Origin of the sequence: Agrobacterium pusense (assembly GCF_900102105.1) — a bacterium.
Taxonomy (GTDB): domain Bacteria; phylum Pseudomonadota; class Alphaproteobacteria; order Rhizobiales; family Rhizobiaceae; genus Agrobacterium; species Agrobacterium pusense.
The window spans coordinates 108721-132772 of the sequence record NZ_FNBB01000005.1; the positions used below are offsets into that span (position 1 = coordinate 108721).

Sequence of the window (24052 nt, forward strand, 5' to 3'; positions counted from 1 at the left end):
TTCCTGTCATCGCTTTCTCAGGTGGCCTTGGCGATCCGTAAAATTTGCGAGTTGCCGCCGCCGCGTTCTTCAGTCACGGCATAGACAGCGCCATCCGGACCCACTTTCACATCACGAATGCGCGCTTCCAGCGGCAATCGGCTTTCCGTCGCAACCCTGTCGCCGTCAATGTGCAGGATGACGAGGCCCTGGCTCACCAGACCGCCGACGATGAAGGCCCCTTTCCACTCGGGAATCTGGTCGCCGTCGTAAAAGGCCATGCCGGACGGGCCGATGACGGGGTCCCAATAATAAACCGGCTGTTCCATGCCTTCCTTGGCTGTTACACCCTCGCCAACCGCCCGGCCGCTATATTCCACCCCGTAGGTAATCACCGGCCAGCCATAGTTGAGGCCCGCTTTCGGCAGGTTCAGCTCGTCGCCGCCCTTCGGCCCATGCTCGACCGTCCAGAGCCGGCCCTGACCATCCAAAGCCGCGGCTTGAAGATTGCGGTGGCCGTAGCTCCAGATTTCCGGAAGAGCATTCTGCTGTCCGGCGAAGGGATTTCCCTCGAAGGCCTTGCCATCGGCATCAATCCGGAAGACTTTTCCGAGACCGCTCGACAGATCCTGCGCCTGCACGCGCGGCGTGGCATCCGAACGCTCCCCGACGGTGACGTAAAGTTCGTTGTCCGGTCCGAAAACCAGCCGTGATCCGAAATGCTTGTCGCCATCATAGGTCGGCATCTGGCGGAAGATCACCGAGACGTCTTCCAGTTTCGCCGCTCCACCGTCTTCTGTCAGTTTGGCCGATGCGACGGAGGTGCCGTTACCGCCCTCACGCGGCTCGGAAAAGGAGAAGAAGATTTTACGGGAGGTTTCGAAATCGGGCGCCAGCGCTATGTCGAGAAGCCCGCCCTGTCCATCGGAAGCCACCTCCGGCACGCCTTCTATCGCCGGCCCGGCCTTGCCGTCAGCGACGATATGCATGGCGCCCTCCTTGGCAGCGACGATCATGCGACCATCGGGCAGGAATTCCATGGACCACAGATGCGGCAGACCATCGGCGACGACGGTTTTTTCGATGCTCGGCTGGGCAGCAGCCTGCGGCGCGCGCGTCTGGCCCTCAAAAGCCGGTTTCTGATCCGGCGCATTCGGCCGTTTCGTTTCGGCAGCCGGGGCGGTCTGTGCGTTGGCTGCGCCGGCCAAAGGAACGGCAAGCATCGCGCACAGGATCGTCGAATTCAGAAATCGGTTGTTGTGGAACATGGGTCTCCCTTCCGTCGTTTAGGTTACGCAGGAAACCATTTGGGGAGGATTTCGTTTCCTTCGACAGTTTCAAGAAAACTTGATCATTGCGTGTGCAGGCGTCACGCTCTTTTCTCATCCATGCGAATTCATAGGGAACCGTGAGCCGTGCGCTGCGTTTGGCCTCTGTTATACGGAGGGCGCCATGCAAATCATCGACAACAAGACCATAGACGCGAACAGAACCAAGCCGATCCTCAACGTGGCGGAGTTCTGCCGCCGTTATCGGCTCGACAAGGCTGAGGAAGTTAGGCTCAGAAAGCTGTTCGGCGAGTTCGCCTCGCGGCATGAGCTTCTGATGAACGCGCAGCGAAAGCCGAACTTCCGCTGATCATTCATCCTCGTCGTGGGATTTTCCGAAGATCATGAAGACATCATAGCGGGTGTTCTTACCCAGTATCTGATGTGATGGCTTGCGAATACCCGGCATCGGGTCGGCGCGGAGCGGCCACTTCAGAACCACCCGCTTCGTCGCATTCTCCAGCGCAGCCTCCATCAGCTCAACCTGGTCCGGGTCGGCGCCGACCAGTTCTCTCAGCACCCGCATCTCTTTTTTTACCAACGCCGTGTTGTGGCGCGGCGGATGCATGGGGTCGACAATCACCACCTCCGGTGACAGCTCTTTCAGCAAATGCCGGGAGTCGCCGTGGAGCAGAGTCATGCGCGCTGCCGCGTCGGCATAAGCGCCGCCGGCTTCCAGTGCACGACGAATGCCGTCAGCGAGGTGTGCGTGCATCTCCGGCGAGCGCTCGATGAGGGTGACGTCAGCCCCGAGCGATGCGAGCAGGAAGGCGTCCCGCCCCAGGCCAGCCGTGGCATCGACGATTTTTGGCGTGCGGCCCTTGGTGAAACCTGCGGCCTTGGGCAGTGCCTGTCCGCGCCCTTCGCCGGAACGAAAACGGTGCCCAACCGCGCCGCCGACGAAATCCACCACGAAACTTTCGTTTTGTTCCTTCATATCGACCTCAGAACGGAGAGGGCACGGTATAGATGACATCCCGGCCGTCCGGATGACGGAATGCCACTTCCTGCGCATGCAGCATCAGGCGGGGCGCGGCGGAGAGCGCCTCACCTTCGGCATAAAATTCATCGCCGAGAATGGGATGGCCAAGCGCCTTCATATGTACCCGCAATTGATGGGTGCGCCCGGTGAGGGGAGTGAGCGCCAGCCGCGTCGCTGGAAGCGGCAGTCGTTGCAGCACCTGCCACAGGCTCTGCGCGGACTTGCCATTTTCGTGGTCGACCCGGTGGCGGGGCTTGTTCTCGGGATCGATGGCGAGCGGCAGGTCCACTTCTCCGGCCTCTCCCTCAACCTCTCCCCAGACAATGGCAACATAGGATTTGCGCGTCTGGCGGTTTTCAAACTGCGACGCAATTGCGGCGTGCGCCTTGCGGTTCAGCGACATCAGCACGATGCCCGAGGTGTCCTTGTCCAGCCGGTTGATCATCAGCGCTTTCGGGAACTGCTTCTGCACACGCGTCATGAGGCTGTCGGAAAGCGCCGGATCGCGCCCCGGCACCGATAACAGCCCGCTCGGCTTATCAAGCACCAGCAGATCGTCATCGCGGTGCACGATGGTGAGCCAAGGGTCGAGTGGCGGATTATAGATAGGGTTGGAAAGCTCGGATGACATGTCGCTTCCTTAGCACGAATTGCGCATTCGGACAGGCGCTAGAGCATTTCCAGGAAAGGTGGCCCCGGTTTTCCGACCGGAAATGCGCCAAAATAAAGAGTTAGAGTGTTTCCGCGATTCGAAGAAAAGCGAAAACTCTAGTCGGGAATATGGAGATTGACGCGTCCGCTGGTCAGGTCGCTAAGCAGCCGGGTCAGTCGTTCGGCTTCCACGGCCGGAACCGAGAGCAGCATATCCGCGCCGGTGCCGGTAAAGTCCTCCCTCTCAAGCCGCAGGTTCAGCGTGGCGGAAAGGCGTGATTTCACCAGTGCCAGGTCTGAGAAAGGGCAACTCAGCGTGGCGCTGACATAAGCGATGACCGGTGACGTCTCGCCGAGGCGAAGACAGGCGGCCGCCGTGCCGCCGTAAGCGCGCATCAGCCCGCCGCTGCCGAGCAGAATGCCGCCAAACCAGCGGATGACGAGAACCGCGACATTGTCGAGTGACTGACCGTCGATAGCCTGAAGGATCGGTTTACCGGCCGTTCCCGAGGGTTCGCCGTCATCGCTGAAACGATAGTTCTGACCGCTTCGCCAGGCCCAGCAATTATGGTTTGCATCGGGATCGGAATGTGCCGCGAGGAATGTTTTCGCATCCTCTTCACCCGTCACCGGCGCGGCAAAGGCGATGAAGCGGCTTTTCTTTATATCCTGCGAAAAGGTGACGGGGCGGTCGAGCGTGAACATGGGCGCTTCAATATCGCATATATTCGCCTGCGGAAATCGCTATAAGGCTTTCAACGGTGAAGATGGCAATGGAGAGGGTTTTGGGCGAGGCGAGGCAGGTCGCGATTATCGGCGGCGGACCGGCGGGGCTGATGGCGGCGGAGATGCTCTCGGCGGCAGGCCATGCCGTGACGGTGTTCGAGGCGATGCCGACCGTGGCGCGCAAATTGCTGATGGCCGGAAAATCCGGTCTCAACATCACCCATGCCGAAGATTACGACAGTTTCTGTCACCGGTTTGGTGATGCGGAACCGAGGCTGCGCGCCGCTCTCGATGATTTCACGCCGGATATGCTGCGCGACTGGGCGCAGGGGCTAGGGCAGGAAACTTTCGTCGGCACTTCGGGCCGGGTGTTTCCCACCGTCATGAAGGCTTCACCGTTGCTCCGGGCATGGCTCGCCCGGCTGGAGGCGCAGGGGGTGCCCATCAGGACGCGGCATCGCTGGACGGGTTTTTCCGGCAAGCACCTGGTTTTCGCGACACCGGAGGGCGAGATTGCCGTCAAGGCCGACGCCACTCTTTTGGCACTCGGCGGCGCAAGCTGGCCGCGTCTGGGCTCCGATGCCGCATGGGTTTCGGTGCTTGCGGCCAGGGGTGTAGAGCTCGCTCCATTCCGCCCTGCCAATTGCGGTTTTGACGTTGATTGGAGCGATGTCTTCCGTGAGCGTTTTGCGGGTGAAGCGGTGAAATCCACAATCACCATTTCGCCGGCGGGGGCCTTTCAGGGCGAATTCGTGATAACGAAGCACGGCATTGAGGGCAGCGTGATCTATGCCCATTCCGCCGCCCTGCGAGACCGGTTGGAAGAAGCAGGGAAAGCGTCGCTGGCGATTGATCTTGCGCCCGGACGTACGGTGGAACGACTTAGCCGTGATCTGGGCAGGCTCGTCAGGAAGGAAAGTTTCGCAAACCGCATGCGTAAGGCGGCTGGCCTGTCTGCCGTGAAGGTCGGGCTTCTGCGGGAAATATTTCCCGATATCGCGGGCATGCCGGATGAATTCGTCGCCGCGAGAATAAAACATGCGGAGATTCCGCTTCTGCGGACGAGGCCGATTGCCGAGGCAATTTCGTCCGCCGGTGGTATCGCGTGGAGCGGCCTTGATGAAAACTACATGCTGGAAAAGCTCCCCGGCATATTTGCTGCCGGGGAAATGCTGGATTGGGAAGCGCCCACCGGCGGTTATCTCCTGACCGCCTGTTTCGCCACCGGCAAGGCGGCCGCAAAGGGCATGGCCGCGTGGCTCGAAGGCTCAGCCTGACAAACGTTCAGCCATGCCTGCTTCCTCACCATGTGCGGTTCGGACGAGGCAGCGCATGATGGCATCGGTGGTGATTGCACCAAGCGCCTTGCCGTTTTCTCCGACGACCGTGGAGCTGCTGACATTTTCCCGGACCAGCGCGCGCAGGCCCTCTTCAACCGTCATATCCGCATCGAGCTGAAGGCGGGACTGGCCGGCAAATTCCGGCTGCACCACGGCGCCAAGGCGAATGACGCGGCCGCGATTGACCTCTTCCACGAAGGCCTCGATATAACTATCCGCCGGCGACATGACGATTTCAGCGGCCGTTCCCTGCTGGATGATTTCGCCGTCGCGCAGAATGGCGATCTTGTCACCCAGCCGCAGCGCTTCGTCGAGATCGTGGGTGATGAAGACCACGGTCTTCTTCAGCTCTTTTTGAAGTTCCAGCAGCACCGTCTGCATGTCGACGCGGATGAGCGGATCGAGGGCCGAATAGGCCTCGTCCATGAGCAGGATTTCGGCATTGTTGGTGAGCGCCCGAGCGAGACCCACACGTTGCTGCATGCCGCCGGAGAGCTGGTTGGGGTAATGGTTGGAGAAGCCCTCCAGGCCGACCCGCCTGATCCAGACCTCTGCCCTTTCTTCGCGCTCGCGCTTGTCGACGCCCTGCACCTCAAGGCCGTAGACGACATTCTGCAGCACGTTGCGGTGGGGCAGGAGACCAAATTTCTGGAACACCATCGCCGTCTTGTGGCGGCGAAATTCCAGAAGATCCGCTTCGTTGAGGCTGCACACGTCTGTGCCGCCATAGAGGATTTCGCCGGCGGTCGGGTCGATCAGCCGGTTGACATGGCGGATCAGCGTGGATTTGCCGGAGCCGGAAAGGCCCATGATAACGGTGATCTGCCCGCCCGGCATGGTGATGTTGATGTCACGCAGGCCGAGCACATGGCCGTGCTTGGCGTTGAGTTCCGATTTGGACATGCCGGCTTTGACGGCTTCGACATGATCCCCCGCTTTGGAGCCGAAAATCTTGTAAAGACTGCGAATTTCGATCGATTGACTAGCCATGCGCCACTTCCCGGTGTTTTTGCAGGCGAAGGCCATAGGCCTGGCTGATGCGGTCGAAAATGATGGCGATGCCGACGATGGCAAGCCCGTTGAACACGCCGAGCGTGAAATATTGGTTGGCGATGGCCTTCAGCACCGGCTGGCCGAGGCCCTGCACGCCGATCATGGAGGCGATGACGACCATGGCAAGCGCCATCATGATGGTCTGGTTGATGCCGGCCATGATGGTGGGCAGCGCGAGCGGCAGCTGAACTTTAAAAAGTTTCTGGCGTTTGGAGGAGCCGAAGGCATCGGCCGCCTCCAGAACGTCACGGTCGACCATGCGGATGCCGAGATTGGTGAGCCGGATCATCGGCGGAATGGCATAGATGACGACGGCGATGACACCTGGGACACGGCCGATGCCGAGCAGCATGACGACGGGAATAAGATAGACGAAACTCGGCATCGTCTGCATCACATCGAGAACGGGGTTGATCACGTTCTGCAGGCGGTTGGACCGTGCCATGGCGATGCCGATGGGCAGGCCGACGATGATGGACAGCACGGCGCAGACGAAGATCATCGAAACCGTCTTCATCGTGTCTTCCCACATGCCGAACCAGCCGATGGCGAAGAGAATGCCGCAACAGAGCGAAACAATGGTGGCGCTGCGGCTGCCGAACCAGGCAAGAGCGCCGACAATAAGAATAACGACCGGCCAGGGCGCGCCGATCAAAAGCCTTTCCGCCCAGATGAGGAAGCTCTGGAGTGGGGTGAACAACCCCTCGATTGCGCCGCCATAGGTTCGGGTAAAGGCCCGGAACCCCTCGTCGATGACTTTTTTCAGCGCGCGCAGAGCATCGTCATTCATGGTCGGAAATTTGAAAAGCCATTCCATATCCTGTTCTCCATGACGAACCGGAGGCGGGGATCGATGTCCTCCGCACTCCGGGAGTAAAATCGCCAGAGCGCCGCGCGGCCAACTGGACGCATGGGCGGAACGCTCTGTTGAACCGGCGCATCGTTATCAGCCAAAGCCGGGTAGCCGATGCGGTTCGGCGTCGCCGCGGGAGACGCCGGTTGCCGGGCAGATATGTCAGAACGCGCTTTTTAAAGGGCGGCCTTGACCTTTTCCGCGACCTCGGGCGAGACCCAGCCCTTCCACAGGGCTTCGTTTTCCTTCAGGAACTGCTTGGCGCCGTCTTCGCCGGTGGCCTGGTTATCCGTCATCCAGGCGATCAGCTTGTTGACGGTGGCGTTGGTCCAGGCGCGCTTGTTGAGATAATCCATTGCCGGACCGGCACGATCGGCAAAGGATTTGCTGACCAGCGTCTGTACGTCGTCGATCGGCCAGGCGTTCGGTTTCGGATCGGCGCAATCGGCAACGGATGTGCAGCGTTTCCATTCGGCCGCGTCGTACTCAGTGCCGAATCCAAGTTTCACCATTTCGTATTTGCCGAGCAGGGAGGTGGGCGCCCAGTAATAGCCGACCCAGGGCTGCTTGGCTTCATAGGCCTTGGCGATGGAGCCGTCGAGACCTGCGGCAGAGCCGGTGTCCACGAGGGTGAAGCCGGCCTTCTCGCCGCCAAACGCCTTGAACAGCTGCGCGGTGACGACTGTGCCGCCCCAGCCCTGCGGGCCGTTGAACACAGCACCCTTGGACTTGTCTTCAGGCGATGGGAAGAGCTCGGGATGCTTGAAAAGATCAGGAATTGTTTTGAGATCGGGGTTGGCGTCAGCGACGTATTTCGGAATCCACCAGCCCTGAACAGCGCCATCGGAAAGGATTTTTGCGGCCGCGACCACTTTGCCGCCTTCCAGACCCTGCTTGACGATTTCCGGCTGCAGGCTGACCCAGGCCTCAGGTGCGATATCCGGCTGGCCTTTTTCGGCCATGGAGGTCAGTGTCGGCACCGTATCGCCGGTAACGATTTCGGCGGAGCAGCCATAGCCTTTTTCGAGAATGAATTTGTCCAGGTTGGCGGCAACTTCAGCGGATTGCCAGTTCATGCTGGCGATTGTTACGTTTCCACAGTCGGCGGCATAGGCTGCGCTGCCTGAAAAGGCGAAGCCGGCGGAAAGAATTGTGGCACCCAAAAGTATTTTCATTGTTGTTCCCTCTGGTCGCGGTGTGGCGATGACCCGGGCGCTGACGGCACCGCGACCGCCAGCACCCTTATTGAGGCTTAATAAATCTTTTGTCGCCATCCCGTTTGCGGCAATTTCTGGCGTATTGAGGATGCCATTCGCCGGACGAAGGCGCGATCGCGGGGCCATATTAGCGAAAATTTCGGAATTAAGATATTGAAACATATAGTTGTTTAGCGGCGCATCAATGATATTTCACAAGCGAGGGAACTTTTTCATTTTTTTGAAAAGTCTGGGAACAATCAGGCGAAGTTTCTGTTCTCTTGGACTTTTATCCCGTTCTGTATTACGGGAGATTTCTTCTCGATTTTTGTGGTGATTTTGAATGACCAATCTTCGTGCTGCCCCGGTATGGCCCATCGGCGGCGGTGAAACGGGTGAGCTTGTGCGCCGCTTCGACTGGTCGAAGACATCGCTTGGTTCGATTTGCGACTGGCCGCAAAATCTGAGGCAAAAAGCCAATTCCGTCGTCAATTCACCTATTCCGCAGGTGCTGATGTGGGGCCGCGATCATGTGATGATCTACAATGACGGTTATGCGGAGATCGCCGGTAATTACCATCCGCAGGCGCTGGGCGGCACGGTGCCCGGCATCTGGCCGGAAATCTGGGACTGGAACAGCCGCATTCTCGAAGCCGGTTTTCGCGGTGAAGTGTTGGCATATCGCGACCAGCCAATGACGCTTATGCGACATGGCATACCGGAAGAGGTGATCTTCGACCTGTTTTACACGCCTATCTATAATGAAGGTGGCACGGTTGATGGCGTATTGTGCACCGTGCTCGAAAATACCGACAAGGTGAAAGCCGTTGAGGCTATGGAGCAGAGCCGCAAGGAATTGAGCCGGCTCACCAACGCCCTGCCCATTCTGGTCGGATATGTCGATCGCGATTACATCTATAAATTTGCCAATGACGGTTATCTCGAATGGTTCGGCCGAAGTGGTGAAGACGTCATCGGGCGCAGCGTTCCCGAGATTGTCGGCGAGGCATTTTTCGATGCGCGCAAGGCCTATCTCGACCGGGCGCTTGCCGGTGAGAAGATCGTTTCGGATACCGTCATCAGCAGACCGGATGGCACCAAGCGCGCCGCTGAAATCCGGTATGTTCCGCGCTACATTGCCGACGGCTCCGTCGACGGCATCTATGTCCTGATCATCGATATCGAGGAGCGGAAGCGCTCGGAGCAGGAAATCCTCATCAGCAACAACCGTTTCCGCGCGGCGGTGGAGGCCGTGCACGGTGTGCTGTGGACCAACAGTGCCGAAGGCAGGATGCTGGGTGAGCAACCGGCATGGGCGGCGTTGACGGGCCAGACGCCCGAAGAATATCAGGGCTTTGGGTGGGCGGACGCCGTTCATCCGGAAGACAGGCAGGGTTCAGTCGATAGCTGGAACAAGGCGGTCGCGGAAAAATCGACCTATATCTGGGAACATCGCGTGCGCAGACATGACGGTGTCTATCGTACTTTCGCGATCCGCGGCGTGCCGATTTTCGACAAGTCAGGTGCTATTGCCGAATGGGTCGGCGTTCACACCGATATCACCGAGCAGCGGTGTGCCGAAGATACCCTCAAGGAACATGCGAGCAACCTTGAGCGTGAAATTCGCCATCGCATCCGGGCGGAAGAGCAGCTCCGGCAACTGAATGAGGGGCTGGAAGCCCGGGTCGAAGCTGAAATGGCGGAGCGCCGTCAGACCGAAAAGGCCCTTCAGCAGGCGCAGAAAATGGAATCGATCGGTCAGCTGACCGGTGGCGTGGCGCATGATTTCAACAATCTACTGCAGGTGATCGCCGGCAATCTGCAATTGCTGGCGAAAGATGTGATCGGCAATGAACGTGCGGAGCGCCGGCTGGAGAATGCGCTCGCGGGCGTCCAACGTGGCGCGAAGCTCGCGAGCCAGCTTCTGGCCTTCGGCCGCCGTCAGGCGCTGGAGCCGCGGGTCATCAATATCGCCCGTTTCGTAACCGGCATGGATGACCTGCTTCGCCGCTCGCTTGGTGAGGCGATCGAGGTGGAGGTCATCACGTCAGGTGGCCTCTGGAACACCTATGCCGACCCCAACCAGGTGGAAAACGCGCTTCTCAATCTCGCGATCAACGCGCGCGATGCCATGGAAGGGCACGGAAAGCTCACCATCGAGGTAGCCAATGCTGTTCTCGACCGCGATTACGCCCGCAAACATTCCGAGGTCACGGCCGGGCAATATGTGATGCTCGCGGTCACCGATACGGGTTCGGGCATGTCGCCGGAGATACTCGAAAAGGTCTTCGAACCGTTCTTCTCGACCAAGCCCGAGGGCAAGGGCACGGGCCTTGGCCTTTCCATGGTCTATGGTTTCGCCAAACAGTCCAGCGGGCATGTGAACATCTATAGCGAGGTGGGGCAGGGCACCACGGTGAAAATGTATCTGCCGCGTTCCGCAGCCGATGAGGACAGGGAGGTCGTGGTGCATAACGGCCCTGTCGAAGGTGGTACGGAGACGATCCTCGTGGTTGAGGACGATGAAGAAGTGCGCGGTACTGTCGTCGAAACTCTGAGCGATCTCGGTTACAGGGTGCTGACCGCACGCGACGCACAGGCGGGTTTGACGGTGGTGGAAAGCGGCATTCCGATCGATGTCATCTTCACCGACGTCGTGATGCCAGGCCCCTTGAAAAGCCGGGAAATGGCGCGTCGCGCGCAGGAGCGGTTGCCCAATCTCGCCGTTCTTTTCACCTCGGGTTACACCGAAAACTCCATTGTGCATGGCGGCAAGCTGGATGCAGGTGTGGAACTGCTATCCAAACCCTATACGCGTGAAGCGCTGGCGCGGCGCATCCGCCACGTCATAGCCAACCGCAAGCAGGTTTCGCTGTCGAGGGCGCGGCCTGGTTCTTCGAAAATCCCCGAACCCGCCATGGCGGTCGACAACCGGGAGCGGTCAATCCAGGTTCTTCTGGTCGAGGATGACGAGCTGATCCGGATGAATTCCATGGAGATGCTTTCGGAGAGCGGCTTTGCCGTTGTTGAGGCTGGCAACGCGGCGCAGGCGCTGAAGGTTATCGAATCGGAGCAGATCGACGTTCTCGTTACAGATATCGGCCTGCCGGACATGAAGGGCGGTGAACTGGCGGTGGAGGCCTTGCGCCGCAGGCCGGGTCTTGCCATCGTCTTTGCGACGGGCGACAGCCATCTGCCGGAGGGGGCGCCGGAAAGCGCAGTCCTGCTCACCAAGCCCTACGATGAACAGCAGATCATTGCCGCCGTAGAAAAGGCCCATACGGCCAGGCCGGTGGCGGCCGAATAGGCCGCCTTGATGCCGGCTCAGTAACCGCGGTCCATGTCGACGGTTTCCGGCAGCTTGCCTGTTTCCCGCCATGTGCGGACGTTGCCGGCCACGATCCGCGCCGAACTCTCCCAGCTTGTCGGCGCGGAAATATGCGGCAGGACGGTAACTTTGGGGTGCTGCCAAAATGGCGAAGCCGCAGGGAGTGGCTCCTGTTCGAAGACATCGAGTACGGCATGCGAGAGCTTGCCGGAATCGAGTGCCGCTATCAACGCATCGGCGACGATGACGGCGCCGCGGGCGAAATTGATGACTGCCGCGCCCTGTTTCATTGCGGCGAGACGGCGGGCATCGAGAAGACCGCGCGTCGCATCGGTAAGCGGCACAAGGCAGATGAGAACGTCGCTTTTTTCCAGCAATGCCTGCAGCCCTGCATCGCCGGTCAACGTTTCCACGCCTTCGATTGTTTTGGCCGAACGGCTCCATCCTGCGACGTTGAAGCCGGCATGGATAAGGCGCTCCGCCGCGGCCGCGCCGAGTGCTCCGAGCCCCAGGAGACCGATGGTCATCTCGCCGGGGTGGCGGTAATCCAGTTCCTGCCAGAGCGCCTTTCGCTGATTTTCGCGATAGGCGGGCATGTCACGCTGCAGATAATAGGTCCATGCCAGCACCGCTTCGGCCATGACGCGGGAAAGTTCCGGGTCCTTCAGCCGAACGATGGGGGGAGCCTTGCTGCCCAGTTCCAGCACCAGCCGCTCCACGCCCGCCCACAGGCTGTGGATCCATTTGAGGCCCGGAAGAGCGGCGATATCGGCCGGATCGGGATTGGCGACAATGGCAAATTCCACTGCCCGCCGCTGCTCATCCGTCAATTCGGAAAAGGAGAGGATCTCCTCCTCCGGCATGGCGGCGCGCAGCGCCTGTTTCCAAACGGCCTCCGTCTCTGCATTCATCCGTGAAACAAAGGCGATTGGTGAAGACATGGCATTGGTCCTGCTTGCGATTTTTGCGTGACGCCATCAATGCGCAATTTCGGCGGGTAATGCCATGGGTGGAATAGGGGAATTTGTGATTCTTCCGTCATGCCGGACTAGATCCGGTATCCAGCCGCCGCGCGTCTGCGCGGCGCCAGGACTTCTTTCAGCTCAAGGACTTGGGCTGGCTGGACCCCGGCTCGGGGGCCGGGGTGACGGAGTGTGGATGCAACCGGCCTGTTAAATCTCTGCCACTACGCATCTTCTTTCACCGGCGGCTTTGCATCGCCGTAATAGGCCGAGAACGACTCGTGGTAATGCTCCGAACCGCCAGGTCCGGCATAACGCTGCAGTTCCGTCATGTCGGTCTTGTTGAGCACGATGCCGAGCGTCTTGTTGGCGATCTGCGGTTCGTTGGCCATCAGGTTCTGCACCATCTGGATCGGTGTCTTGCCCCATTCGGTGACGAAGACGAAGCCGTCCACCTGCGGCGCAAAGGCCTTGGCGTCGATGACGGGCACAACGGGTGCAAGGTCAACGATGATGTAGTCGCAGGCCTCGCGAGCCGAGTCGATAAACTTGCGCATGCCGGAAGAGGAGAGCAATTCGCTTGAATGGGCGAACTGGTTGCTGGTCGAAACCGGCAGAATGCCCATCTTGGTGCGCGTGTCCACTTTCACCGCCTGCGTCCATGGCACCTCATCAAGCACGACCTCCACCAGACCGGCGGATTGGCGCGTGGTCAGCATGCGGCTGAGACCCGGGTTGCGGATGTCGGCATCCACCACAAGCGTGCGCTTGCCGGTGGAGGCGATCAGGCCCGCGAGGTTGAGCGCAACGACCGATTTGCCCTCATTCGGCAGGCAGGAAATGACGCCGATGACCCGGCACTGGCGCTCCTGAATAACGACATCCGCCGTCAGTTTCACGTTGCGCAGCGTTTCCGCAAAACTGGAGCGCGGACTGTCAACGGCGAGGCGCAGCATTTTCTGGAACGAAACCTGTCCGCTGTCCTCAAGCGTGGCGTTTTCGCCGCCGGGGGTTGCGGCGCTGTTTCCGGTCTTGGCGTTTTCCACACCCCTTTCGCCGATGAAGGGAAGGTAGCCGAGAAAGCGCATGCGCAGGTTATCACGCACATCGTTGCCGGTGTGGAAGAAGCGGTCGCGGAATTCGAGAAGTGCCGCAATGCCCCCACCCAGCATCAGGCCCAATACGACCGAAAGCGCCATTGTCATGGTCTTTTTCGGGCTGGAAGGCGATGTGGGAAGACCGGCCTCGGAGATGATGCGGGCTTTGGCGATCGGCAGCGACTGCTTCTGCGAAGCCTCTTCGAAGCGTCCGAGATAGGACTGGTAGAGGGTGCGCAGGGCCGTCGCCCGCTGCTCGAGCTCGCGCAGCTGCACCATGGTGATATTGGCTTCCGAATTACGGCCAGCCACCTTGTCGATACTGTCGCGCAACGACTGTACGCGCGAATTTGCGACGTCGTATTCGTTCTTGAAGCTGCCGGTCAGCTGCTGCAGTTCCTGGAAGATCTGCTGCGCCACTTCTTTCTTCTCGGCGTCCAGCGCGGCTGCCTGCGGATGGTCTGCTCCGAACTGCTGCACAATGCCCCGTTGCCGGTCGGAAATGGTGATGTAGCGCTTGCGCAGATCCTGAATAACGGAATTGTCGGTATCACGGGCCGAGACGACGGCGTTGTCGACGGCCGTTTCCGGGCCGCGGTCGATGATGGATTTATACTGATTGTAACGGGCGGAGGCCGTCGCGGCATCCGCCTGTGCCGCAATCAGCTGGCCATTGAGATCGGCAAGCTGGCCTTCCGACATCAGTTCGCCGCGCGAGGACACGATATTGTTGTCGGACCTGAATTTCTGCACCGCAAGCTCTGCCGCCTGGGCGCGCTGGTTAAGGTCGGTCAGGCGTTCCTGCAACCAGACAGAGGCCCGCTCGCTGGCGTCGAAATTGGCGTTCAGCTGCTCGGTGAGATAGGCCTGCGCGTAGGTCTTGGCGATGTGTGCGGCCAGCTGGCGGTCAGTCGAACGGGTGGAGATTGCGATGACGGAACTGCGACCGACCCGCTCCACAGTCAGCGACTGCTGCAGCACGGCGGCACCCTTTTCGCGGCGCCCGGCACGGATTGCGGCTTCGGAGACCGGCGGATCGCCCGGCAGGACGAGATCGAGGATACCGCGCACGGAGGATTTGACGAGCTCGACCGGCGACATCGGCGGATTGACGATGGTGTCGTTCTCGTCAAGCTTGGCCTTGTCCACCACGGTCAGCGCCATTTCCTTGGATTTCAGGATTTCCACGGCGCTGGCGATGCGGTTGTCGACGATCTGGGCAGCGGGCACAGGCGATTCCTCTTCCGCATAACGGGAGAGGCTTTCATCGAGCAGCACCTGCGTCATCGCCGTATAAACAGGGGTCGCAAGCACCAGGTAAAGTCCGGCCAAAACTACGGCGGCAATGACGGAGGCGGCAATGACGTTGGCACGGCGCACCACGGCGGCCCACAGGCGGTCGAGGTCGATGAACGTGTCGGAATCCTTGCCGGATTCCGGAAAACCGATATTGGATTTAAAGGTCTTGTGGTGCATGGACCTACCTTGTGAATTAAAAATGGTACGCGGGAAGCCGAGCAACTCTCGCCTTCCCGCCTCCCGTTATTGGTGCGCCGGCCGCCTCCCCCGGCGGCGCGATGAAAGTCAGGCCGCCTGCACGCGGCTTTCGTGGTTTGCCACCAGTTCCTTCACCGAAGCGAGAACCTGCGCTTCCATGTCGGCGCGCAGCAGCGAGAAGGCGACGTTGGCGGCGATGAAGCCCTGCTTGCTGCCACAGTCAAAGGTGCGGCCGCTATATTTCTGCGCATGGAAGGCCTGCTTTTCGGCGAGCCGCTTCATGCCGTCGGTCAGCTGGATTTCGTTGCCCGCGCCGCGCTCCTGCTTGGCGAGAATATCGAAGATTTCCGGCTGCAGAATATAACGGCCATTCAGGTAATAATTCGAAGGCGCCCTGGATGGTTCCGGCTTTTCGACCATTTCGGTCACGGCGAAGCCGTGATTGACCTTCTGGCCGACGCCGACGACGCCATAGGACGAAACTTCTTCCGGCAGGCATTCCTCGACACCGAGAATATTGCCGCCGACTTCATCGTAAAGCTCCATCAGACCGGCAATGCAGCCGCGCGCGCCATAGGAGACCATGTCAGGCAGCAGCAGTGCAAAAGGCTCCTTGCCGACCAGTTCACGCGCACACCAGACGGCATGGCCGAGGCCGAGCGGCACCTGCTGGCGGGTATAGCTGACGGTGCCGGCAACCGGCAGCATCTTTTCCAGCTGCAGCACCTGCACGGTCTTGCCGGAGCGGGTCAGCGTGTTGATGAGTTCAGGTGCGCTGTCGAAATAGTCTTCGATGGCGGTCTTGTTGCGGCTCGTGACGAAAATAATGTGCTCAATGCCGGCCTGCATGGCTTCATCCACGGCATATTGAACGACCGGCCGGTCGACGATCGTCAGCATTTCCTTTGGCATCGCCTTGGTGGCGGGCAAAAACCGCGTGCCGTTGCCGGCTACCGGAATGACGGCTTTTCTGACAGTTCTCTTCAGGTCCATCGCGTTCTCCTTCATCAAGGTTTGATCTGTCCCCAGTCCCCGCGCAGACATGGTCCGCGCGCAAATTTTATGAAATCTGCCTTTTCACCCCTGTATTCGCTGCGGGCGCAAACACGGCGTCCCGCAGCCTCCTCAGCCGCACTGCAATCGGCATTCTCAGGTGCCCCAGCACGGCAGGATCTCGGATTGTGGTCTTCAAGGCGCCGAGTACCGAGCGGCGCTTGATGTTGTCCACCAAAGTCAAAAAATTATGCGCCAGCCGCAGGCTGCGGGCTCTCGCCTGCTGCGCGTCCATGGCGGCCGGCAGCAAGGTGTAGTGGCTCAGAAATTCTTCGTCCGCTCGCATCATCGCTTCGACGTGATGAAGTTCGAGGACGCGGGAAATCGAACCTTCGCGGATATTGTAGATGTAACCCGGCTTCGGTTCGATGACGCAGAGGCCGCCAGCGGCAAGCGCCGAGGCGAGAAGAATATAGTCTTCGCCGATGCGGATATCCTCACGGAAGCGCAGTGCTTCGTTATTAAGGAAATCGCGCCGGAACATCGGTTTCATGTAGCCGAAGTTAAAGGTGGAGCGGAACAGGATGTTGGAGGAAATGAAGTCCTCCAGCGTGAGAACAGGCCGTTCCTCCAGAAACTCTTCGGGAAACATCGTCTCCATCGGCCGGCCATCGGTGTAGACGACATCGAGATTATCGACAGCGATGTCAGCGTTGGCGGCTTCTGCCCGGCACATCATGCAGGCGGAGCGCTCCGGGCGGATGACATCGTCGGAGTCGAGCACGGCGATCCAGCGCCCCGTCGCGGCCTCGATGCCAGCGTTGCGGGCGCCGCCTGGACCGCGGTTTTCTTCGAGCGCAAGCAGCCGCACGCGCGGATCGATTGCGGCGATCGCTTCAACGAAGGGAATGGTATCGTCTGCGGAGCGGTCGTCGACGACGATTACTTCCAGCGTCACGCCCTGCTGATCGAGCGCGCTTTGAACCGCGGCCTCAATCGTATCGGCGGCATTATAGGCGGCGATGACGAAGCTGATGTCTGGCGAAGAGGTGAGGTTTTCCATCAGGTCGCCTCCACGGCACCATATTGGCGGATTTCGCGCACACCGAAGGCGCCGCTCATCGAACCCATGTGCAGCGCGCCTCGCAACGCATAACGGTTGCGGCGTACGGCATTGAAACCGCTCAAGGCGGCAAAAAGAGCGCAATAAAGCACTTTCGAACCAGCTTTCACCACCTGGACGACGCGGCGCGCACCGGGTTTCTTTTCAGCCAGCACCCGTCCATGGGTCTGGCCGGAACGGAACCGGCGCTTGGCAAGCCATAGAAAGCTTGCCCGATTTTCCGGAACCGGCTCCGACAAGACAGCGTCTTCCGCAAAGACGATACGGCCGCCAGCGGCGTGGAGATGCGAGAAGAAATGTGTGTCTTCGCCGCCGGTCTGGCCAAGCGCCAGCGCGAAGCGCCGGCCCTTTACCGATGGCGCTTCCATCCTGAGCAGCGTGTTGCAGGTATAACCGGTGATGATCTCGCCATTGACCCAGACCGGAACGGTCGAGTGGAAATCTCCGCGTTTCATCCAGCCCGGCGCGTTGTCCCGGTAAACCGCAGTGACGGGGCCGAGAACTGTTTCTGCACCGGTCTCGTCTGCCTTTTCCAGAAGCGCGGCCAGCCAGTGTGGCGGCGCCGTTTCGTCGTCATCGATAAAGGCGAGATAATCCGCCTTGCATTCCGACAGGCAGGCATTGCGGGCAATCGAAATATTAGATTTCGGGCAATGCACATAGGTGATCTCGAAGGGGGCGGTTTCGCGCAGGCGATCGACGCTTGCCTTTGCGCTGGGCTCCTCGTCATTATCGGCGACAATCAGCCTAACTTTCACGCCTTCAGGCACATCCAGCTCGAAGAGTGACAGAAGTGTGGCGACAAGCGCCGGGCGTCTGTAGGTGCAGATGCCGATATCGACGGTCTTGAGATATTGCGTGCCGGTGACGGTGTTGTCGGTCATGAGACAGCCTTTCTTCCCCGGAATTTCAGGAGTTCCAGCCAGAAGCCGGTGGACCAGGCCAGATGCATCACCATTGCCGAAAAAGCGGCGAGCGGGCCGTATGGATTTTTCTGACCTATTGCCATCCACAAGCCATAACCCACACATGCGGCAATCCAGAGGCCGAGCGGAATAAGGGCTGCCCAATGCACCAGCGACAGCAGCGCGAAGATGAAGACCGGCAGCACGGCGAGCGGAATCATCTGGCGGATTTTCGGGATTGAGCGATGTTTCAACAGGTTCTTCGCCCGGCCGCGGCCATAGGCGAGATATTGCTTGAAGAGCGGCATGACGCTGGCGCGCGGATAATAGGTCATGCGGGTCTTGTCGGTCATCCAGATGCGGAACCCGGATTTGCGCAGCCGGAAATCCAGCTCCGCATCCTCGTTGTGGCTGAAGCTCTCATCATAACCGCCTACCGCATCGAAAGCTGCGATCCGCATCAGCGCGTGGTGGCCGTGGTCGATCCAGTGGCCTTTTGCGCCTTCGCGGTGCTTGGAACCGCCATTGCCGAGCTTGGAATTCTGGGCAATGGCAGTCGCCTTCTGGAACAGGCCGTGGCCGACCGTATCCATCGCAACGACAACGGAGTCCGCACCCGTCCGTTCCGCATCCTCGATCAGCCGCTGGCAATAATCATCGGGATAATCGCCATGGGCGTCGATGCGGATGAGATAATCGAAATCCTCGCCGAAGGTGGCGACGGCAAGGTTGATGCCGGCGCTCTGGATACGCTTCGGATTAGCGAGAAGCGTGACGCGTTCGTCCTTTGCCGCAAAGGCGGCAACGATATCGCGCGTTCCATCCGTGCTGCCGCCATCGGCGACGACGATGCGGAACAGGCGCCCCTGCATTGCGCCGGTGAATTTGACAAGCAACCCCTCGATCGTCTTCGCCTCATTGAGGCAGGGTATGACGATCAGCGTTCTGATGCCGGAATGACCTGGACCTTCCATGATTTGCCCCCTACGCACTACACGGGTGAAAACTGCGCTTCACGGGCGTGGCCGGAAGCGGATTTGGCCAGAGAAGACAATTGCTGCACCAGCAGACGGCAATCGTCGCGGTCGGTCAGCCATTGTTTCCTGTCTGTTGCCGACAGGGCGTGGAAGGCATCCGCATAGGTTTGCGGGGTCATCTGGTTGAAGAGGGCGGCAAGATCGTCAGCGCCCGCCTGTTGCAGGACAAAGCCGATATTGCGTTTTTCAATGAAGCGAGCCGTTTCCGTGCCAGCAAGTGCAATCGGCAGAGCGCCGTAAAGGCAGCCCTCGTAAAGCCGGTTGGGCAGCAGCCAGCTGGAATTCTGGCCTTCCTCGAAAAAGTCGATCGCCCAGGTAAGTTGCACCTCGTTATAGATCGCGGCTAGATCCTCGGGGTTCCTGTATGGCCCATGGAAATGCACATGCGGCGCTGCGGCCACGAAGCCATCGAAATCAGCAAACTCCGAATAGGCCGGCCGGCCACGCAGGATGATTTCGACCCTGCCTTCCATGCGGCGAGCGAACTCAGCGAGAATTTCAAGCGATTTGCGGCAGCGAAGCGCGCCGAACCAGCCGATTTTCCATGGCTCGCCGGGCGCGGGCGCCCGTGGTCTTGGCGTGGCGGCAACGGTGTCGTCGAGCGCCAGCACCTTGTTTTCCTGCAACAGGACAGGAAGGTCGAGGCCCGACACGGGCTTGAAATAATGCTCCACGAATGCCGGGGAACTTGTCACCAGAAGCTTTGCGTCGCGTGCGAAATAACGCTGCGCGGCATTCAGCATCTGTCCGGGCTTGCCTTCGTTGAGCAGCAGGCGATGAATATCGAGACATTCGTAAACCAGCGCCGGGCGGCCGGAATAGATCGACATGGCGCGCTTTGCCAGAGCCAGCATTTCGAGGTTCCTGGCGAGAACGACGTCGGGTGCCGGAATTCCGTTCAAGACTTTGCCGAGCGAAAGGCTGGCTTTCGCCACTGCCGCCATGCGCTGCAGAAATTGCCCGTCGGCGGTTTCCCCGAGCACGACGGGTACGACGCCTTCGATCTCCGCCAGCCGGTTCTGTCCGCGCCGGAAACCGGCCAGCGTGACCCGCGCCCCGCCTGCAAGCAGCGTCAGCACCCGCCGACGAATGGCGGGGTCTGACAGATCATGCGCGAGGTAGAGAATATGGATCATGCAGGGTTCCGGTCGGTTCGCGGGTCAAAGACGCCGCAGCACAGGATTTGGTTCAAAAAAATCGGTCAATTCAGAGCGCAGGCAATGCTTTCCGGGAACTGGCATTTGTCACCGAGCGCCGTGAAGGCGAAGCGGTCAACGACCATCTGCGATGGCCCGGCATAAGCAAACTTGCCCATCCAGTCCTTCAGCGTATCGGTGCCCCACAGGCTGAAGAAAATCTTCTGGGCGTTCTGCGGAATTTTCGTCGCGTCCGTCACCTCATGAACGAGCTTGCCGTTGACGTAATAACGCAGGCGCTGCGGTTCCCAGACGAAGGCATAGTCGTTGAAGCCGGCATCGGCCCCGCCTTCCACCGGCACCAGCTTCTCATTGCCGCCCTTGGCGGACACATATTGGTTGAGCTGCACCTGACCGGTATTTTTGCCAAGAACCTCAAAGTCGATTTCGTCGTGCGGTTTTTTGTCGGTCGGGCCGATATAGGTGAAGAAGGCGGAGTTCAGGCCAGGGCCGGTGGCGGCCTTCATGCGCGCTTCATAGGTGCCGTAACGATAACGGCCCTTGGTCTGGATTTCACCGCAGGCGAAGTTGCGGTCGCCAGCCTTGGCTTCCTCGAAGCCCAGCGTCAGCTGGCCGTTCTCCACCGTTGCCAGCTTCTTCGACCAGGTGCAGTTCTGGTGCGCGCCATTGTTCCAGCCGTCAGAAACGTACCAGAAGCTTCTGTCCATCTGGTCGAAATTCTCCATGAAGGACGTGCCATTGCCCTCTTGGGCGTTGACGGGGGCCGTGAATGCCGTTGCAGTGAGGGCGGCGGCAAGAAGAATGCGTGTCTGAACGCGGGTGACAAATGTTGTCATTGGTTCACCTCTGTCGTTGCGAATAAAGTGTTTCGGATGTGGGTGGGCCTATCGTGGAAGCCCGTTTGGCCGCGAATTCGGCCTTTGCCTTGCCTTTGCCGCTGCGGCTTCCGGTCAATACGGCATAGACGGCCGGCAGGTATTTGCGGGTCTGGGCATTGCTGATCACCAAAATGACGAAGGCGCAAAGCGTCGCGCTGATGTAGAAAGCCGGATAGAAATCCGGCCCGCCCTTGTTCCAGACCATCCACATGATGACCAGCAGCGGATAATGGGCGCAGAATATCCAGAAGCTGAGACTGCCGGTCTCGGCAAGCCTCTGACCAAGCCGGCTGCGGATCAAGATCGATGAAGACACCCAGAAGCCGAGCGCGCCGAAGACCGCGAGCAGATTGCGCGACATATTCAGCCAGAATGTGAATTCAGGGCCAGTAAAATAGAGACCTGTGGCGAGAATGGCCGACGCGGCAAATGTCAACAACATGATCGGCAGGGCATAAGGATCAAGTGCCTTGACGTCGACCCGGTGCAGCGCAAGCGCGATGCCGAGCGAAAAGCTGAAGAGGATGGATTTTTTCTGGACAATGAAGATCTTCAGGTCTGGCATGGCCGTGACGATCAGCAGGATTACGAGCGTCGGCAGCGCAAAGCGGCGCATCAGAAATGCGAGCACCGGCGACAGCAGAATGCAGACAAAAAGGTCGCGCAGGAAATAAAGCGGCACATTCACCGGCAGCTCTTCCAGCGCCGTACCATGGCTGAGTATTTCGCGCGGGCTGGCGTTCCATAGGTCGGGAAAATATCCGACGCCAACCTCGAACAGCTGGATCAGCAGCACGGCGGCAAACAGTGCGCCATTCCACAAGAGGAATGGCAGCAGCACGGTTTTCGTCTTGGAGCGGATCGTCGCCGGATAATCGAAAGCGCTCATGCCGCGGCGAAACAGCAGATAACCGGAAATGGCGCTGAGACAGGGCACGCCGATGCGAAACAGCGCGTCGCCAAGGAAAACCCGCAGCCAGTCGAAAAAGCCGTAAAGGCCAAGAAAGGGGCTGGTTTCGGCATTGTGCGGCACATGCACGAACACGATTCCTGAAATCAGCAATATGCGCATCAAGTTGATACGGGAGGATAGGTTCTGATCGACAGTCACATCAGTCACCCCTATTGGGCGGCGTCTCCCCACGCCGCGTTGCAACCAGAGCGAACTTAAGCCCGCACTGGGAAGTCTGGTTTCGACTTTGGGATAAAATGTGGCGACGCGGGAAAAACACAAGATTAGATTTTGCGGGTGAATGTCTGGCGTCAGCGCAGTTTCTATCGCGTGAAAAAATTAAACGATTGAAATAAATGAATTTTATCTAAACTCACGCTTCATTAAAAATCTCTGAAGCGTGCGAATTTGTCATTTGCCGTGATGTTGCGCTGCAAAAAGAGCGCCGAACCCACCTTGCCACGGCGAGAAAAATCACCGTGGCAAGGCCCCTTAACGGCAGAAATGAGGCGCATTTTTTTGTGATATTTCTAACCTTGGGTTGCGGTATTCGGCATACGCCGTGATTTGACCATGCCCAGGATTTTTCCCAGCAGGGCACGTTCAGTCAGCAGAATCAGTATTGCATAGATGGCGCCGCCCACGGCACCACCGATAAGAACCTGAAGGGTGGCATTGGGAATGCGATCGGCGAGAAGGTGAAGCAGATAGCGCACCGCAACGGCCATCACGAAAGCGGCGATCATCGGCCGACTGCTGACATAAAGGCCCCGGAAGAAAGGCGTGTCGCTGGCCTTGAACACGGCCCAGGAGTAAGCGACCAGTGTGACCGCGTTGACGATGCAAAGCCAGACCATGGCGTCGATCAGCGTGCCATAAAGTGCGGCGAGCCACACTGCCACCGTGGTGACGATGGCGCGGATCGTCGCCGACCAGAACAATACGCGGCCGTAACCAGCACCCTTCAGATACGGGATGAAGGTGCTGCACGGTGTGAGAATGGCCTTGGACAGGGCGAGCAGCCCGAGGACAGGCCAGGCATAGGCCCAGTTCTGGCCGAAGATGACAAGCATGGCCGGCTCGGCCACGGCCCAGAGACCGAACATCATGGGCGCGAGCAGTACGGTCAGCACCTGCGTGCTGAACATCAACGCATCACGACGGCGCTGCGGGTCGTCCATCATGCGGCTGAAGGCGGGAAACAGAACCCCCATGACGGCGGATAAAACCACCTGGTTGGGAATGCTGGCGAAACGGTTGGAGGCGGAATAGGCGCCGGCATCCGCCAGACCCAGGTGACGGGCGATGACCACCATCGGCGATTGGAAGGTGACAAAATTGGCGATTTCCGAGCCCATCAGCCCCGAACTGAAGCCGAGAAGCGGCACCAGCCGGCGTGGCTTCATGACAAAACGCGGGCAATAGCGGGAAACGGCATAAAGCCCGACGAGACGGATGAGAGCTGCGGCAAAAAGCTGGATGATAAGTGCCCAGACGCCGAACCCCATGAAGGCGAGCGCGACCGCGACAATCGCTGCGATGCTCTCCGAGGCCATGCTCCAGAGCGCATCCTTGCTGAAGTTCATCCGTCGCGCCAGCAGCGAATAGGCGACATCGCCGGCAAGCTGCAATGGAATGAGGAATGCCATGATGCGCAGCAGGTATGCGCTTTCCACCGCCCCCAGCAGTCCGCCGAAAAATTCCGCCCAGATGTAGAGGACGGCTGCCATGGAGCAGGAGATCGCCAGATTAGCCCAGAAGACGGTATGGATCGTTTCCATATCCTCTTCCTTCTCAACGATGAGAGCGGAGGTGAGCCCCGCGCCGGCAATCATGGTCAGGAACTGTACAACCGTTAGTCCTACCGCTACCACCCCGAATTCCTCCGGGGAAAGCAGCCTTGCAAGAATAGGGACCGTGACAAATTTAAGCCCGAATGTCCCTGTTTTTGATAAAACGCTCCAGCCGACATTCGTGGTGATGGTCTTTACATTTGGCGCTGGGGGCATACAAGC

20 protein-coding genes are annotated in these 24052 nt (G+C 59.5%); 3 read left to right on the forward strand and 17 right to left on the reverse strand.

What is annotated here, in order from left to right; translation table 11 throughout:
- Nucleotides 1-17: 17 nt before the first annotated feature.
- Complete coding sequence (locus tag BLU28_RS14215) at nt 18-1247, reverse strand: PQQ-dependent sugar dehydrogenase (RefSeq protein WP_022563417.1); 1230 nt, start codon at nt 1245-1247, stop codon at nt 18-20.
- Nucleotides 1248-1431: 184 nt separating this feature from the next.
- Between BLU28_RS14215 and BLU28_RS26335 the strand changes: the two genes are divergently transcribed.
- Entirely contained in the window at nt 1432-1617 is a 186-nt protein-coding gene (locus tag BLU28_RS26335; protein WP_004437649.1) for a hypothetical protein, read from the forward strand.
- On the opposite strand, the gene BLU28_RS14225 is transcribed toward BLU28_RS26335, so the two are convergent.
- From BLU28_RS14225 to BLU28_RS14235, 3 genes are all read right to left on the reverse strand, one after another.
- Nucleotides 1618-2244 (reverse strand): class I SAM-dependent methyltransferase, encoded by a 627-nt coding sequence (locus BLU28_RS14225; protein ID WP_022563419.1) that lies wholly within the window; start codon nt 2242-2244, stop codon nt 1618-1620.
- Between the two features lie 7 nt (nt 2245-2251).
- Complete coding sequence (locus tag BLU28_RS14230; protein WP_022563420.1) at nt 2252-2920, reverse strand: pseudouridine synthase; 669 nt, start codon at nt 2918-2920, stop codon at nt 2252-2254.
- Between the two features lie 137 nt (nt 2921-3057).
- Entirely contained in the window at nt 3058-3645 is a 588-nt protein-coding gene (locus tag BLU28_RS14235; RefSeq protein ID WP_022563421.1) for an IMPACT family protein, read from the reverse strand.
- 68 nt (nt 3646-3713) lie between these two features.
- On the opposite strand from BLU28_RS14235, the gene BLU28_RS14240 reads away from it, so the two are divergent.
- Entirely contained in the window at nt 3714-4943 is a 1230-nt protein-coding gene (locus tag BLU28_RS14240; RefSeq protein WP_034500204.1) for a TIGR03862 family flavoprotein, read from the forward strand.
- Here BLU28_RS14240 and BLU28_RS14245 read toward each other — a convergent pair.
- The 3 genes from BLU28_RS14245 to BLU28_RS14255 form a co-directional block, all read right to left on the reverse strand.
- On the reverse strand, nt 4935-5996 hold the full coding sequence (locus BLU28_RS14245; protein WP_077987886.1) for a quaternary amine ABC transporter ATP-binding protein: 1062 nt from the start codon (nt 5994-5996) through the stop codon (nt 4935-4937). The two genes, BLU28_RS14240 and BLU28_RS14245, sit on opposite strands and share 9 nt — an antisense overlap.
- Nucleotides 5989-6876, reverse strand: a complete 888-nt coding sequence (locus BLU28_RS14250) for an ABC transporter permease (protein ID WP_006698119.1) — start codon at nt 6874-6876, stop codon at nt 5989-5991. The genes BLU28_RS14245 and BLU28_RS14250 overlap by 8 nt, the downstream gene beginning before the upstream one ends.
- A gap of 212 nt (nt 6877-7088) precedes the next feature.
- Nucleotides 7089-8087, reverse strand: coding sequence for an ABC transporter substrate-binding protein (locus BLU28_RS14255; protein WP_022563423.1), 999 nt, complete (start codon nt 8085-8087; stop codon nt 7089-7091).
- A gap of 364 nt (nt 8088-8451) precedes the next feature.
- Here BLU28_RS14255 and BLU28_RS14260 point away from each other — a divergent pair, with 364 nt between their 5' ends.
- On the forward strand, nt 8452-11415 hold the full coding sequence (locus BLU28_RS14260; RefSeq protein WP_022563424.1) for a PAS domain-containing protein: 2964 nt from the start codon (nt 8452-8454) through the stop codon (nt 11413-11415).
- 17 nt (nt 11416-11432) lie between these two features.
- Here BLU28_RS14260 and BLU28_RS14265 read toward each other — a convergent pair whose 3' ends face one another.
- The 10 genes from BLU28_RS14265 to BLU28_RS14310 all read right to left on the reverse strand — a co-directional run bounded on the left by BLU28_RS14265 (nt 11433) and on the right by BLU28_RS14310 (nt 24046).
- On the reverse strand, nt 11433-12377 hold the full coding sequence (locus BLU28_RS14265; RefSeq protein ID WP_022563425.1) for a 2-hydroxyacid dehydrogenase: 945 nt from the start codon (nt 12375-12377) through the stop codon (nt 11433-11435).
- 245 nt (nt 12378-12622) lie between these two features.
- Nucleotides 12623-14971 carry a polysaccharide biosynthesis tyrosine autokinase gene (locus BLU28_RS14270; RefSeq protein WP_175477700.1) on the reverse strand — a complete coding sequence of 783 codons (2349 nt, stop codon included), beginning with the start codon at nt 14969-14971 and terminating at the stop codon, nt 12623-12625.
- 108 nt (nt 14972-15079) lie between these two features.
- Nucleotides 15080-15985 carry a UTP--glucose-1-phosphate uridylyltransferase gene (locus tag BLU28_RS14275; protein WP_004437677.1) on the reverse strand — a complete coding sequence of 302 codons (906 nt, stop codon included), beginning with the start codon at nt 15983-15985 and terminating at the stop codon, nt 15080-15082.
- Nucleotides 15986-16052: 67 nt separating this feature from the next.
- Nucleotides 16053-17048 carry a glycosyltransferase family 2 protein gene (locus tag BLU28_RS14280; protein ID WP_022563426.1) on the reverse strand — a complete coding sequence of 332 codons (996 nt, stop codon included), beginning with the start codon at nt 17046-17048 and terminating at the stop codon, nt 16053-16055.
- Nucleotides 17048-17992, reverse strand: coding sequence for a glycosyltransferase family 2 protein (locus BLU28_RS14285; RefSeq protein ID WP_034500209.1), 945 nt, complete (start codon nt 17990-17992; stop codon nt 17048-17050). The genes BLU28_RS14280 and BLU28_RS14285 overlap by 1 nt, the downstream gene beginning before the upstream one ends.
- Nucleotides 17989-18987: a glycosyltransferase family 2 protein gene (locus BLU28_RS14290; RefSeq protein WP_004437687.1), complete on the reverse strand. Its 999-nt coding sequence runs from the start codon at nt 18985-18987 to the stop codon at nt 17989-17991. Before BLU28_RS14290 ends, BLU28_RS14285 begins: the two co-directional genes overlap by 4 nt.
- A 17-nt stretch (nt 18988-19004) precedes the next feature.
- Entirely contained in the window at nt 19005-20186 is a 1182-nt protein-coding gene (locus BLU28_RS14295; RefSeq protein ID WP_022563428.1) for a glycosyltransferase family protein, read from the reverse strand.
- A 65-nt stretch (nt 20187-20251) separates the two neighbouring features.
- Entirely contained in the window at nt 20252-21043 is a 792-nt protein-coding gene (gene exoK / locus BLU28_RS14300; protein ID WP_004437693.1) for an endo-1,3-1,4-beta-glycanase ExoK, read from the reverse strand.
- A gap of 4 nt (nt 21044-21047) precedes the next feature.
- Complete coding sequence (locus BLU28_RS14305; protein ID WP_022563429.1) at nt 21048-22196, reverse strand: acyltransferase family protein; 1149 nt, start codon at nt 22194-22196, stop codon at nt 21048-21050.
- Between the two features lie 371 nt (nt 22197-22567).
- On the reverse strand, nt 22568-24046 hold the full coding sequence (locus BLU28_RS14310; protein WP_022563430.1) for a lipopolysaccharide biosynthesis protein: 1479 nt from the start codon (nt 24044-24046) through the stop codon (nt 22568-22570).
- Nucleotides 24047-24052 lie beyond the last annotated feature (6 nt).

What these genes read in the sequence shown, in the direction of transcription:
- BLU28_RS14290 (WP_004437687.1), bottom strand. Translation starts at nt 18,987, where the DNA reads ATGGAAGGTCCAGGTCATTCCGGCATCAGAACGCTGATCGTCATACCC.
- exoK (WP_004437693.1), bottom strand. Translation starts at nt 21,043, where the DNA reads ATGACAACATTTGTCACCCGCGTTCAGACACGCATTCTTCTTGCCGCC.
- BLU28_RS26335 (WP_004437649.1), top strand. Translation starts at nt 1,432, where the DNA reads ATGCAAATCATCGACAACAAGACCATAGACGCGAACAGAACCAAGCCG.
- BLU28_RS14240 (WP_034500204.1), top strand. Translation starts at nt 3,714, where the DNA reads ATGGAGAGGGTTTTGGGCGAGGCGAGGCAGGTCGCGATTATCGGCGGC.
- BLU28_RS14235 (WP_022563421.1), bottom strand. Translation starts at nt 3,645, where the DNA reads ATGTTCACGCTCGACCGCCCCGTCACCTTTTCGCAGGATATAAAGAAA.
- BLU28_RS14265 (WP_022563425.1), bottom strand. Translation starts at nt 12,377, where the DNA reads ATGTCTTCACCAATCGCCTTTGTTTCACGGATGAATGCAGAGACGGAG.
- BLU28_RS14270 (WP_175477700.1), bottom strand. Translation starts at nt 14,971, where the DNA reads ATGCACCACAAGACCTTTAAATCCAATATCGGTTTTCCGGAATCCGGC.
- BLU28_RS14245 (WP_077987886.1), bottom strand. Translation starts at nt 5,996, where the DNA reads ATGGCTAGTCAATCGATCGAAATTCGCAGTCTTTACAAGATTTTCGGC.
- BLU28_RS14255 (WP_022563423.1), bottom strand. Translation starts at nt 8,087, where the DNA reads ATGAAAATACTTTTGGGTGCCACAATTCTTTCCGCCGGCTTCGCCTTT.
- BLU28_RS14250 (WP_006698119.1), bottom strand. Translation starts at nt 6,876, where the DNA reads ATGGAATGGCTTTTCAAATTTCCGACCATGAATGACGATGCTCTGCGC.
- BLU28_RS14280 (WP_022563426.1), bottom strand. Translation starts at nt 17,048, where the DNA reads ATGGAAAACCTCACCTCTTCGCCAGACATCAGCTTCGTCATCGCCGCC.
- BLU28_RS14215 (WP_022563417.1), bottom strand. Translation starts at nt 1,247, where the DNA reads ATGTTCCACAACAACCGATTTCTGAATTCGACGATCCTGTGCGCGATG.
- BLU28_RS14310 (WP_022563430.1), bottom strand. Translation starts at nt 24,046, where the DNA reads ATGCCCCCAGCGCCAAATGTAAAGACCATCACCACGAATGTCGGCTGG.
- BLU28_RS14230 (WP_022563420.1), bottom strand. Translation starts at nt 2,920, where the DNA reads ATGTCATCCGAGCTTTCCAACCCTATCTATAATCCGCCACTCGACCCT.
- BLU28_RS14295 (WP_022563428.1), bottom strand. Translation starts at nt 20,186, where the DNA reads ATGATCCATATTCTCTACCTCGCGCATGATCTGTCAGACCCCGCCATT.
- BLU28_RS14260 (WP_022563424.1), top strand. Translation starts at nt 8,452, where the DNA reads ATGACCAATCTTCGTGCTGCCCCGGTATGGCCCATCGGCGGCGGTGAA.
- BLU28_RS14285 (WP_034500209.1), bottom strand. Translation starts at nt 17,992, where the DNA reads ATGACCGACAACACCGTCACCGGCACGCAATATCTCAAGACCGTCGAT.
- BLU28_RS14225 (WP_022563419.1), bottom strand. Translation starts at nt 2,244, where the DNA reads ATGAAGGAACAAAACGAAAGTTTCGTGGTGGATTTCGTCGGCGGCGCG.
- BLU28_RS14275 (WP_004437677.1), bottom strand. Translation starts at nt 15,985, where the DNA reads ATGGACCTGAAGAGAACTGTCAGAAAAGCCGTCATTCCGGTAGCCGGC.